The sequence below is a fragment of the Bacillus sp. M5A3_1b genome (genome assembly GCF_053345335.1).
In genome coordinates this window covers 822,883-835,157 of sequence record NZ_JBKEZY010000001.1, presented here as the reverse complement: position 1 = coordinate 835,157, position 12,275 = coordinate 822,883, and the positions used below count along the sequence as shown (strand labels likewise).

At 36.2% G+C, this 12,275-nt stretch carries 14 protein-coding genes, 1 pseudogene and 2 other annotated features; of the genes and pseudogenes, 9 read left to right on the top strand and 6 right to left on the bottom strand.

From position 1 onward, the window contains the following. Positions 1-207: 207 nt before the first annotated feature. Positions 208-328 (top strand) — a sequence feature (ribosomal protein L20 leader region). Positions 329-390: 62 nt separating this feature from the next. The 5 genes from infC (at position 391) to ACLBWW_RS04380 (ending at position 3,626) form a co-directional block, all read left to right on the top strand. Next, positions 391-894: a translation initiation factor IF-3 gene (gene infC / locus ACLBWW_RS04400; RefSeq protein ID WP_000973214.1), complete on the top strand. Its 504-nt coding sequence runs from the start codon at positions 391-393 to the stop codon at positions 892-894. A gap of 21 nt (positions 895-915) precedes the next feature. Beyond that, positions 916-1,116 carry a 50S ribosomal protein L35 gene (gene rpmI / locus ACLBWW_RS04395; protein WP_001125946.1) on the top strand — a complete coding sequence of 67 codons (201 nt, stop codon included), beginning with the start codon at positions 916-918 and terminating at the stop codon, positions 1,114-1,116. A 37-nt stretch (positions 1,117-1,153) separates the two neighbouring features. Further along, entirely contained in the window at positions 1,154-1,510 is a 357-nt protein-coding gene (rplT, locus tag ACLBWW_RS04390; RefSeq protein ID WP_001138364.1) for a 50S ribosomal protein L20, read from the top strand. Positions 1,511-1,979: 469 nt separating this feature from the next. Continuing rightward, positions 1,980-2,471: a dUTP diphosphatase gene (locus ACLBWW_RS04385; RefSeq protein WP_000365057.1), complete on the top strand. Its 492-nt coding sequence runs from the start codon at positions 1,980-1,982 to the stop codon at positions 2,469-2,471. A gap of 69 nt (positions 2,472-2,540) precedes the next feature. Next, entirely contained in the window at positions 2,541-3,626 is a 1,086-nt protein-coding gene (locus ACLBWW_RS04380) for a M42 family metallopeptidase (protein WP_048544341.1), read from the top strand. A 40-nt stretch (positions 3,627-3,666) separates the two neighbouring features. Here the strand turns inward: ACLBWW_RS04380 and ACLBWW_RS04375 are convergent, their stop codons facing one another. Beyond that, the gene (locus ACLBWW_RS04375; RefSeq protein ID WP_048544339.1) at positions 3,667-4,284 is read right to left on the bottom strand and encodes a TetR/AcrR family transcriptional regulator; all 618 of its coding nucleotides are present in this window, start codon (positions 4,282-4,284) and stop codon (positions 3,667-3,669) included. A gap of 297 nt (positions 4,285-4,581) precedes the next feature. Here ACLBWW_RS04375 and ACLBWW_RS04370 point away from each other — a divergent pair, with 297 nt between their 5' ends. Both ACLBWW_RS04370 and ACLBWW_RS04365 read left to right on the top strand, forming a co-directional pair. Beyond that, the gene (locus ACLBWW_RS04370) at positions 4,582-5,235 is read left to right on the top strand and encodes an HlyD family secretion protein (protein ID WP_001071411.1); all 654 of its coding nucleotides are present in this window, start codon (positions 4,582-4,584) and stop codon (positions 5,233-5,235) included. A 12-nt stretch (positions 5,236-5,247) separates the two neighbouring features. Next, positions 5,248-7,047: a DHA2 family efflux MFS transporter permease subunit gene (locus ACLBWW_RS04365; protein ID WP_048544338.1), complete on the top strand. Its 1,800-nt coding sequence runs from the start codon at positions 5,248-5,250 to the stop codon at positions 7,045-7,047. Between the two features lie 21 nt (positions 7,048-7,068). Here ACLBWW_RS04365 and ACLBWW_RS04360 read toward each other — a convergent pair whose 3' ends face one another. From ACLBWW_RS04360 to sspI, 5 genes and pseudogenes are all read right to left on the bottom strand, one after another. Then, positions 7,069-7,425 (bottom strand): hypothetical protein, encoded by a 357-nt coding sequence (locus ACLBWW_RS04360; protein WP_048544336.1) that lies wholly within the window; start codon positions 7,423-7,425, stop codon positions 7,069-7,071. Between the two features lie 38 nt (positions 7,426-7,463). Further along, a pseudogene (locus ACLBWW_RS04355) lies at positions 7,464-7,841 on the bottom strand (DNA-binding protein). A 238-nt stretch (positions 7,842-8,079) separates the two neighbouring features. Further along, positions 8,080-8,793 carry a CPBP family intramembrane glutamic endopeptidase gene (locus ACLBWW_RS04350; RefSeq protein ID WP_048544332.1) on the bottom strand — a complete coding sequence of 238 codons (714 nt, stop codon included), beginning with the start codon at positions 8,791-8,793 and terminating at the stop codon, positions 8,080-8,082. Positions 8,794-9,082: 289 nt separating this feature from the next. Continuing rightward, positions 9,083-9,640, bottom strand: coding sequence for an HD domain-containing protein (locus tag ACLBWW_RS04345; protein ID WP_001189002.1), 558 nt, complete (start codon positions 9,638-9,640; stop codon positions 9,083-9,085). Positions 9,641-9,818: 178 nt separating this feature from the next. After that, on the bottom strand, positions 9,819-10,028 hold the full coding sequence (gene sspI / locus ACLBWW_RS04340) for a small acid-soluble spore protein SspI (protein ID WP_000009515.1): 210 nt from the start codon (positions 10,026-10,028) through the stop codon (positions 9,819-9,821). A gap of 82 nt (positions 10,029-10,110) precedes the next feature. On the opposite strand from sspI, the gene ACLBWW_RS04335 reads away from it, so the two are divergent. Together ACLBWW_RS04335 and pheS are read left to right on the top strand one after the other, a co-directional pair. Beyond that, entirely contained in the window at positions 10,111-10,908 is a 798-nt protein-coding gene (locus tag ACLBWW_RS04335; protein WP_447613913.1) for a TrmH family RNA methyltransferase, read from the top strand. Positions 10,909-10,956: 48 nt separating this feature from the next. Continuing rightward, positions 10,957-11,185: a binding site (T-box leader), on the top strand. Positions 11,186-11,228: 43 nt separating this feature from the next. Next, positions 11,229-12,263, top strand: a complete 1,035-nt coding sequence (gene pheS / locus ACLBWW_RS04330; protein ID WP_000388217.1) for a phenylalanine--tRNA ligase subunit alpha — start codon at positions 11,229-11,231, stop codon at positions 12,261-12,263. Positions 12,264-12,275 lie beyond the last annotated feature (12 nt).

Sequence of the window (12,275 nt, the reverse complement as noted above, 5' to 3'; positions counted from 1 at the left end):
AGAGCCGCGGTATACCGCGGCTTTCGTATGTATTATAAAAAAGAAAAACTAGAAAAAATAACCAAACTATACTTATCATAAAAAAGTATTGCAAGTATGTTAGTTGTTTGTTACAATATTTCTTGTTGTTAGTAAAACACATAGCGTCTTCTTGACAGACGTCATGTCCTATGATAAACTCATCAAGGATAATAGAATATTGTTTTGTGGAACAAGTAGAAGCACCCGCTTCTCACCTGATGGACGCATTCGCAGTTTACAGGTAAATGTATTTCTTACTTAAGAATTTACAAGTGTGGGTGTCGTATGCCCGCACTTTTTTTGTCGGGTTCTATGACTACAAAAGATGTTCTGAAAAAACCTTGGAGGTGGCTTACTATTAGCAAGGATATGATGATTAACGAGCAAATTCGTGCACGTGAAGTACGTTTAGTTGGTGCAAATGGCGATCAACTTGGAATCAAGTCTCGTAATGATGCTTTAGACTTAGCTGCAAATCTTAATCTTGATTTAGTATTAGTTGCTCCAAATGCGAAACCGCCAGTATGCCGCATTATGGACTACGGTAAATTCCGCTTTGAGCAACAGAAGAAAGAAAAAGAACAGCGCAAAAATCAAAAAGTAATTAGCATGAAAGAAGTTCGTTTAAGTCCAACAATTGATGAACACGACTTTAACACAAAACTTCGTAATGCTATCAAGTTTTTAGAGAAAGGCGACAAGGTTAAAGCGTCAATTCGCTTTAAAGGACGTGCCATTACTCATAAAGAAATCGGTCAACGTGTTTTAGATCGCTTCTCAGAAGCTTGTGCTGAAGTTAGTACAATTGAATCTAAGCCTAAAATGGAAGGACGTAGTATGTTCTTAGTTTTAGCACCGAAAAACGATAAGTAATAGATAGAGGAGGAAATACCTATGCCTAAACAAAAAACTCATCGCGGCTCTGCAAAGCGTTTCAAAAAGACTGGATCAGGTAAACTGAAACGTTCTCACGCTTACACAAGCCATTTATTCGCTAACAAATCTACAAAAGCTAAACGTAAACTACGTAAAGCTGGTGTAGTAAGCGCTGGTGACTTCAAACGCATTCGTCAAATGCTTGACAACTTAAAATAAGTTCGGCTGATATATAGAACAATTAGGAGGTAATATTATGCCAAGAGTAAAAGGTGGTACAGTTACTCGTCAACGTCGTAAAAAAGTTATAAAATTAGCAAAAGGTTACTACGGTTCTAAGAGTACATTATTCAAGGTTGCTAACCAACAGGTTATGAAATCTCTAATGTATGCATTCCGTGACCGTCGTCAAAAGAAACGTGACTTCCGTAAATTATGGATTACACGTATCAACGCAGCAGCTCGTATGAATGGTCTTTCTTACAGCCGTTTAATGCACGGTCTTAAAAATGCTGGCATCGAAGTTAACCGCAAGATGCTTGCTGACTTAGCTGTTCATGACGAAAAAGCTTTCGCTGAATTAGCAACAGTTGCAAAAAACAACATTAACTAATTAATTAGTTGAAACCTTAGAAGATTTTTCTTCTAAGGTTTTTTATTTGTATGCAAAGAGAAGTATGTCGTTATCGATATGACAAAATCAATATAAAAGCTATAGCGATATAGAAGAATATACATATGAAGCTAGGAGAATTCTCCTGGCTTTTTTCAATTATCCCCCTTTGGAAAGAAGAGTATCTTTCCTACCTGAAACGACACTGCTATAATGGAAAGATGATATGGAACTTTCATCAGATAAAATAAATTTTTTATCAGTGGACAATCCCCGGATAATGATTAACTATCACCAATCCGAGTGAACAATCTAATCGTGATGATTGAAACGTATTTGTGAATTAAGGACAAGCTATTTTGTAAAGAGATAAATGGCTGACTTATTAATAAGAAACGAAAAATAATAATGAACTTTGAGATGAAACAACATTGTTGCGTAAAATGCGATGTTGGAGGAGGACAATAGAATGGACTTACTACAACTGTTTAAATTACAAAAAGAATTAGATGACCGTATTGTGAAAGAGCATGATTTACAACCGAAAAAGTTGTTAAAAGAAAAAATGTTAGCTCTTCTTGTAGAAATTGGAGAACTTGCAAATGAAACACGTTGTTTTAAATATTGGAGCAACAAACCAGCATCAGAACGTGAAGTAATATTAGAAGAATACGTAGATGGCTTGCATTTTATTTTATCAATCGGAATTGATTTAGGTATTGATAAAAACTTCCTATTCTATAAATGTGCACAAACGAATAAAACACAAGTAGAAATTTTCTTAGACACATATGCGAAAGTAATTCGTTTTACAGATCAACCATCTATTACGAACTATATTGAATTATTTACAAGCTACCTTCGACTTGGACAAGCGCTAGAGTTTGAGCAAGAAGAAATTGAAAAGGCATATTTAGATAAAAATGAAGTAAATCATCAGCGTCAAACACAAGGATACTGATTTAATTTTTGAATATTTCAATTTCCTTTTGTATAATGAAGTGACTGAAGAAAAAGGAGGGTGTTGGCAATGACAAAATTAGACGCGACATTGACAATGCTAAAAGAATTAACAGATGCACGTGGTATTGCGGGTAACGAGCGTGAACCACGCGAAGTAATGAAGAAATATATTGAGCCGTTTGCGGACGAACTTTCTACTGATAATTTAGGAAGTTTAGTTGCGAAAAAAATAGGGGAAGAAAACGGCCCGAAAATTATGGTTGCAGGTCATTTAGATGAAGTTGGCTTTATGATTACGCAAATTGATGACAAAGGTTTCCTTCGTTTCCAAACAGTTGGTGGCTGGTGGTCACAAGTTATGCTTGCGCAGCGCGTGACAATTGTAACGCGTAAAGGAGATGTAACAGGTGTAATTGGTTCAAAACCACCACACATCTTACCTCCAGAAGCGCGTAAAAAGCCAGTTGAAATTAAAGACATGTTCATCGATATTGGTGCTTCTAGCCAAGAAGAGGCAATGGAGTGGGGCGTACGACCTGGCGATCAAGTTGTACCTTACTTTGAATTCCAAGTGATGAAAAATGAAAAAATGTTACTTGCAAAAGCATGGGATAACCGAATTGGTTGTGCAATTGCAATTGACGTATTAAAACAATTAAAAGATGAAAAGCATCCAAACGTTGTATACGGCGTAGGGACTGTACAAGAAGAAGTTGGTCTTCGTGGTGCGAAAACATCTGCGAACTATATTAAACCAGATATCGCATTCGCCGTAGATGTTGGTATCGCTGGTGACACACCAGGTGTAACGGCAAAAGAAGCGCAAAGTAAAATGGGTGATGGACCACAGATCATTTTATATGATGCTTCTGTTATTGGACATACAGGTTTACGTGACTTTGTAGTTGATGTTGCTGACGAATTACAAATCCCGTATCAATATGATTCAGTAGCGGGCGGTGGAACGGATGCAGGCGCAATTCACATTTCTGCAAATGGTATTCCGTCTATGGCAATTACAATTGCAACGCGCTACATTCATTCTCATGCGGCAATGTTACATCGTGATGACTATGAAAATGCAGTGAAGTTAATTGTAGAAGTTATTAAACGTCTTGATAAAGAGGCTGTACATAACATTACATTTAATTAATAGAAAAAGCGAAGGAGATTTTCCTTCGCTTTTTTATGTTTTAAAAAGGTCGTTCTAATCCTGCAGCAGTATGAGCACCTAAAATGATTAAACGAGTTAATTGCATGGCCATAAAATGCGGGGTATAAATCATCCCTCTTTTTAACCATGACATAATCATCCCGATATGAGCTCCTGTCACATAACTAATTAAAATATCACGAGGAACCATAAGATCTTTATCATCTGGCTGTGAAATAGACAGGCTTAATGTTAAATGTGTTTGTATTGTTTTCATCATTTTATAAGAGTAGTTTCCAGCGGCTTTATCACCAAGCATAACGTTATAGAAGTTCACATTTTCTGCAATATGTTCGAACAAAGCCAAAAATGTCGGATGTGGTGAATCAAATGTAAGTTGAAAATCTTCTTTATTTCTATTTTTCGGCTTAATAACTTCTGTTAACTTCTCTAACATTTCTTCAATGCTTTTGTCTAATAGGTCATATTTATCATGGTAATGGCTATAAAACGTAGCGCGATTTACAGGAGCACGTTCTGCAATATGTTGAACAGTTACATCATCAAATCCTTTTTCGCCTACTAAAGCGACAAAAGCATCCTGTATGAGTTGTCTCGTCCGCTTTACACGTGGATCATTTGTATTTTTAATAGACATTTTTACTTCTCCTCGTTTAATTTTCTATACTTAAACAACATATAGGTATTATATTGTTGTTTAAGCGACATTTCATACTTAAATTGTCGGTTGTAGATTCAAAATAATTATTTATAATTATAAACGATAGTCCTTCAGAAATCAGCACCGCTCGCAGGTAGATAAATTTCAATTTACACCGCAGATGGTGTGATTTTTTTGTCTAAAAGTTAATATAATTAACAATTAAACAATCTAAACAATAAGGACGTAAATAGTTTAGAAAAAAATTATATGCGATATAAGGAGAGGAATGCAATGAATCAGTTTCGAAGAATGGTGATTATCAACATTATCACATTAATTGTACTAGTTGGCGGTGGTATTGGCGGTTATTACTATTACAATCAAGCGGAAAATTATTTAAAAACAGAAAATGCAAAAATTGATGGAAAGGTAATTCCGATTGCATCACCAGTAGCAGGTAAATTAACTGACTGGAAAGCTGAAGTAGGAAAGAATTACAATGAAAATGATAAATTAGGTGCTGTTACTGTAGCGGCAGCAAATGGAGAACAAACAGTAGATGTAACAATTCCACAAAATGCAACAATTGTACAATCAAATGCAACAACAAATGCTTTCGTTGGAGCAGGTAGCCCAATTGCTTATGCATTTGATATGAACAATTTATGGGTAACAGCAAACATTGAAGAAACAGATGTTGACGATGTACAAAAAGGTCAAGATGTAGATGTGTATGTAGATGCATACCCAGATACAACTTTATCAGGAAAAGTAGAGCAAGTTGGATTAACAACAGCGAATACATTCTCTATGTTACCATCAAGCAACGCAACAGCGAACTATACGAAAGTAACACAAGTAGTACCAGTTAAAATTTCTTTAGATCATAGTAAATCAGTAAATATTGTTCCTGGAATGAATGTGTCAGTTCGTATTCATAAGTAAGGGGGAGATGAGATGTCCTCAATTGCAATTGCAGGATATGCACTATTTTGTATAATCGTCTTCTTCCTTGTAAATCGTCTTTTACGAAAGAAAAAAACGAACGTGGGAGAAGAACAAGTCCCAGCCGTAAATAAAATAGAAGTAAGTAAGGTAGAAACAGAAGAGAAAGAAATTGAACGAAAGCAAGAAGCAGAAATTTCTAATGTAGTTGAGTTAGAAACAGGAAAGCAAGAAGAAGTAAAACAAGAAAAAGAAGAGCCGAAAAAACAAATGTCTACGCCTGTAGAAAATGTGAACGTAAAAGCAGTTGTAGCTGTATTAATTCTCGGCATGTTCGTTTCTATTTTAAACCAAACAATTATTAACGTTGCATTGCCTCCGTTAATGAATGAATTTAACGTATCAACTTCAACAGCACAATGGTTAATTACAGGTTTCATGCTTGTAAATGGTATTTTAGTACCGATTAGTGCCTTTTTAGTTTCACGATTTACGTATCGTAAATTATTCGTAGCGGCAATGTTATTCTTCACGGTAGGATCTATCATTTGTGCTACTTCAGGAAACTTTACAATGATGATGACGGGCCGCGTTATTCAGGCGGTGGGTGCAGGTATTTTAATGCCGGTTGGTATGAATATTTTCATGACATTATTCCCGCCTCATAAGCGCGGAGCAGCGATGGGACTACTAGGTGTAGCGATGATTTTAGCACCAGCTATCGGACCAACTGTAACGGGCTGGGTGATTGAAAACTATAGCTGGAACTTAATGTTCTATGCGATGTTTATTATCGGTTTAATTATTACATTCCTATCTTTAAAATTCTTTACACTAGCTCAGCCGGTATCTAAAACGAAGTTAGATGTATTCGGTGTTGTTAGTTCAAGTATTGGACTAGGTAGCTTATTGTACGGATTTAGTGAAGCAGGAAATAATAGTTGGACTAGTGCAGAGGTTGTTATTTCACTTATCATTGGTGTAGTAGGTATTGCGGTATTTATTTGGAGAGAGCTAACAACGGACAATAAAATGCTTGATTTACAAGTGTTTAAATACCCAGTATTTACTTTTACTTTAGTAATTAATGCAATTGTTACGATGGCATTATTCGGAGGTATGTTATTACTTCCGGTATATCTGCAAAACATTCGCGGTTTCACACCGATAGAATCAGGTTTATTACTACTTCCAGGATCATTAATTATGGGGATCATGGGACCTATTGCAGGTAAACTATTTGATAAGTATGGTATTCGTCCGTTAGCAATTGTCGGTTTAGCCATTACAACGTTTGCGACATATGAATTCACAACGTTATCAATGGATACACCGTATAGTGTAATTATGACGGATTATATTATACGTTCGATTGGTATGTCATTTATTATGATGCCAATTATGACAGCAGGTATGAACGCACTGCCGATGAAATTAATTTCTCACGGTACAGCAACGCAAAATACGTCAAGACAAGTAGCTGGTTCAATTGGAACAGCGATATTAATTACACTTATGACGCAACAAACGACTGCTCACGTAGCAGATTATGGCAACATGTTAACAACGTCAAACCCAATTTTAGTTGATAAAGTACACGGCATGGGGCAAAGTTTAGCAGCGATTGCTGGATCAGCGCAAGCAGGAGATGCGATGAGCACGCAACTATTATTTGGACAAATTTCGAAGTTATCTGCAATTAACGGTATTAACGATGCCTTCTTAATTGCGACGATACTTGCAGGGATTGCTTGGGTATTATCGTTCTTCTTACCATCAGGCAATAAACCAAATAGAAAAGCAGGGAATTAATTTCCCTGCTTTTTTGTCTGTTTAAAGAGTTAAATATAAAAAATGATAACCAGTTACGGAGCACAGCCCTGTTATAAATAAAACCATTCCCATAGCACGAATACTGGATATTTGTCTTCCGCTTATAATAGCTAATAGTCCAGCTAAAGAGAAGAAATACCAATATAAAGTTCCCGAAACTGGAACAATCTCCTCTAAATCTATTCCATAACCTATACAAATGATAGGAACAAAGATAAGCGATATACTAATCAAACTAGCCATAATAGTAAGTGATTTACGACATTTAATACCAACAATAATTAAAAAAATGCCAATGATGAAGTTGCATAACATCAAGGTAAGAGCGAAAATCATCCAAGTTAATATTCCGAACACTTTTGTATTACCTCCGATTTATGGGTTTCTAAAAAATATTATATATAGTATGAATCACCTACAGTCATGAGTAACCAGAAGGTAACCCTTAATATACCAGCGATAAAAATAATGAATCCCATATTACGTATACGTATACTTTTAATTTTGGCTTGGACTCCACTTACCCCTGCTAATAATCCAGTTAAAGAAAACAGTATCCAATATAAAGTAGTTGAAATAGGGAGGATTGCATTGCTATCCACTCCCATGCCCCAAAAAACAAAAGGTAGTGTGACAAAGGAGAAGCTAAGTATCCCCATTAAACCAACGAGTAATTAACGGTGTTTAATTCCTTTTACTACTAAAAAAATACCGCCAGCAATTCCGCAGAGTAAGAGAAGTGGCATAAAAGCCATCCAAATAATACTGAACATATATAAACTCCTTGATAATAATTAAGGTATATTTTACTACATGAGGTTTATTTTGGATATTAGTTGAACCAATCGGGCTTTTATGGGCGGTTGATCCCCCACCTAAATTCTTTGCTTTCGCTGCATTTTGATGTGGGGGTCTTACTGCCCATTAAAGCGGGATAAATATGTATAAATTGATAGAAATGAGAAGTAATGATACGAATTAATAAAAAAGGTATCGCGATGATACCTCTTTCTAACTCAAGAATGCCAACATATTATTCATAATATGAAATAACATAGCTGGAATAATGGATTTTGTTTTTTTACATAAAATAGCCATTAATAATCCCATGAAGAAAGTAATTACCATTACGCCAAGTGAGTATGTATGAGCGATACCGAAGAAGAAACTTGTTATGATGGCTGCAATCCAAAATGGAAATCGCTCTGAGAAGAAGCGGAGTATAAAACCACGGAAAATAAGCTCTTCAAAAATTGGTGTAAGTATTGCGAAGCCGAGAAGTAATAATATTTGATACTGCTTAAAAACGTCTAAGTTTAATGCGGAAGATTGCTGCTTTGTTGCGTCTTGGAACATATAATTTAACAAGATGTAATTGAGTAAAATATTTATAGTGAAGAAAAGAAGTAAGTATACGTATGTACGCCATTCTTTAAGTGCTTTAAAGTTAAAAGATTTTAGTAGCAATTTTTTTGCGGGTTCGAATTTAAAAATGAAGAATAACAACACGGCTAGTTGTAATACGATACTTGCAGTATTTACGATAGATTCATACAAGGCAATTTGTTTTTTATCTGTAAGACCTGATGTATAAATTGTTAAGGGCATTGCGAGGAACACAGTAATAAGTCCGGTTCCGAAAAAAGCGAATAGAACGGAGCTAATAAATTGTCCCCATGACATAGAGTATTTCTGTTCATTAGAAAGTTGTGTAGCGGGTTGCATTTATAAAATCACCTCTTTATATTTATATATTTAATTATAAAGTATTTTGTTTTTATATGTAACATTTAAATATTACATATAAAGTGAAACTTTAATCAGTGGGGAGGTTCATCCCACACTGATTATTAGTTGAACCAATCGGGCTTTTACGGGCAGTTGATTCCCCTACCTAATTTCTTTACTTCCGCTGAATTTTGAGGTGGGGGTCTTACTGCCCGTTAATGCGGGGTAAAGGTATATTTTCCATGAAATAATAAAAGAGGTATCACCCTATAGTGATGCCTCTTTCTCATTGATAACTATGTTCTGCCTTGTTATTCGATTTTGATTGCTCTATTTGCAATTCACGTTCTACCAATCGGTCTAACTGTTGAATAGCTTTTAATGCTTTTTCATAAGAAATCGTTCTATAATGGTGCGCTCCGCCCGGTTCTTCATCTGCTTCGTCTGCCCATTTAATAATGTTTTGAAGAGATGTTCTTTCAATTTCTTGCTGTACTAAGAAAGAATCTGTATGAAGAAGAATCGCGATAGAAATTTCTTTTGCTAGTTTCGGATGTTCTCCTAATCTAATAAGCAATTTATGAGCTCTTTCTGCTCCTTTAATCGCATGTATATCATTCTTTTTATACAAGTCATAATCCCATTCTCCTTCGCTGTACCATGTGTGATGTCCGATATCATGAAGGAAACCAGCTTTTGTTGCAGCATCGACTGAGGCATGATGCTTTTTCGCTAAGTGAAACGCATGGTAAGCGACAGCAATCGCGTGGACCATTCCAGAACGGTTTACATATTTTTGTGTAATGTGATGTTTAAAAACTTGTTCGAGCGTAATACGTTGCATAAAACATTCACTCCTTTTATCTAATGGTGTCTATAAAGAAAATCGATCGGTTTAAATGTATTTTGAATATTGTACTCCATCTGTGTAGCGTTAGTAAAGTAGAAATGTTTAGGAGAAGAAAAATTTTATAGACATAAAAGGTCACCTTAGTTTTTTTTCTAAGGTGACCTTTTATTGTTTATTTTTTTAATCCTTGCTCCAGTGTTTCTAACATTTCGTGTTTTTCATTTTCATCAGCATTTTTCCAAATGACTTCGAATAAAACGCCAAGACCTGGAAGCATTTTTTCTTCACCGCTTTGAATTGCATCGACAATCGTTTCTTGTAATTGGTCTTGTGAATTCCCAGTTACATTCGCTAATACAGCGCCGCGTAAATTAAAACTCATGATTTTCACCTCTTCTTCAGAATTGAAACTGACGTTAGTTTTTGTTCTTTTTTATGTAAATATGTATGAAAAATAGGCTATAATGATAAGACAAGAAGAGAGGGAAATATATATTATGAAAAACATTGATTCAGTGCAAAATCCGCGTGTGAAGCAGTGGAAAAAGCTGCAGACGAAAAAAGAGCGCGATAAAAAAGGTTTATTTTTTGTAGAAGGATTCCACTTAGTGGAAGAAGCTTTAAAAGCAGGAGTTGTAACAGAACTTATCGTTTCTGATCAGACAGATCTTCCGAAAGAGTGGACAGTTAATGATGTGGAAATGTATATCGTACCTGAAGCAATCGTAAAAGTACTCCGTGAAACAGAAACGACGCAAGGGGTATTTGCTGTTTGTGAGAAACACGAGAGTGAAGTAGCTCTTGCAGATGGAAAGTTTCTTTTATTAGATGGTCTTCAAGACCCGGGCAACTTAGGGACAATTATTCGTACAGCTGATGCAGCTGGTATTCATGCTGTTGTGCTTGGAGAAGGATGCGTTGATGCATATAATAGTAAAGTGCTTCGCTCTACACAAGGTTCTATTTTCCATTTACCAGTTGTAAAAGGGAACTTAGAAGAGTGGGTAGACAAGTTAAGAGAAAATAACGTTCCTGTATATGGAACAGCTCTTGAAAATGGAGTTCCGTATGGTGAAGTAACACCAGCTGGTGGTTTTGCATTAATTGTAGGAAATGAAGGAAGCGGCGTAAGCCAAGAAATTCTTGCAAAAACGGATCAAAACTTGTATATTCCGATTTACGGCGGGGCAGAATCATTAAATGTTGCGGTTGCAGCAGGGATTTTAACGTATTATTTACAAAGCCCAGTTGCGAACAAATAAAAAACTTCTTATAATAAGTTGAAGTATATTATATTAAAAGTTAAATAACGAAAAACGTTGATAGAGAAGAGTAACTTACAAAATCGCCATATAGGGAGAGAGTGCCTTAGACTGAAAGCATTCTTATGGTAGACGGAAGTGAATTCACCTCTGGAGTTGACGCCAGGACCATATATATGTAAAGGCGTTCCGGTCAGAATTGATCGTTATAACTAATGAGTGGGCAGACCTGGTCTGTCAATTTAGGGTGGTACCGCGAATTTACCTCGTCCCTTTTTGGGAGCGAGGTTTTTTTATTTTTAAAATTAGGAGGGTTCCAAATGGAAGCACGTTTAAAAGAGCTAAAGCAAAAAGCGTTAGAGCTTATTGAAGAAGCGAAAGAGCTAAAGGGCTTAAACGACGTACGCGTAGCGTATTTAGGAAAAAAAGGTCCAATTACAGAAGTATTACGCGGCATGGGAAAATTATCAGCAGAAGAGCGTCCACGTATGGGAGCATTAGTAAATGAAGTACGTGAAGCGATTCAAACGCGTCTAGACGACAAAATTGGTAACTTAGAAAAAGCAGTAATTGAAGCGAAATTAGCTACGGAAACAATTGATGTTACACTACCAGGTCGTCCTGTTGAAACAGGTTGTCACCATCCGTTAACAGCTGTTGTTGAACAAATTGAAGATGTATTCATCGGTATGGGTTATGAAGTAGCTGAAGGAACAGAAGTAGAAAAAGACTACTACAACTTCGAAGCATTAAACTTACCGAAAGATCACCCAGCGCGTGATATGCAAGATACATTCTACATTACAGAAGAAACGTTACTACGTACACATACATCTTCTGTGCAAGCACGTACGATGGAAAATAATAAAGAAAAAGGCCCAATTAAAATTATTTGTCCTGGTAAAGTGTATCGCCGCGATGACGATGATGCGACGCATTCACACCAGTTCATGCAAATTGAAGGTCTTGTAATTGATAAAAACATTCGCATGAGTGACTTAAAAGGTACACTGCAAGTATTCGTGAAAAAGATGTTCGGTGAAGATCGTGAAATCCGTCTTCGTCCAAGTTTCTTCCCATTCACAGAGCCATCTGTAGAGATGGATATTTCTTGTATGATGTGTCACGGCAAAGGTTGCGGCACTTGTAAAGGAACTGGCTGGATCGAAATTTTAGGCGCAGGTATGGTTCATCCGAACGTACTTGAAATGGCTGGTTATGATTCAAAAGAATATCAAGGTTTCGCATTCGGTATGGGCGCAGAGCGTATCGCAATGTTGAAATACGGCGTAGATGACATTCGTCATTTCTATACAAATGATGTACGTTTCTTACAACAATTCAAACGAGCGTAAGGGAAGGAGAGG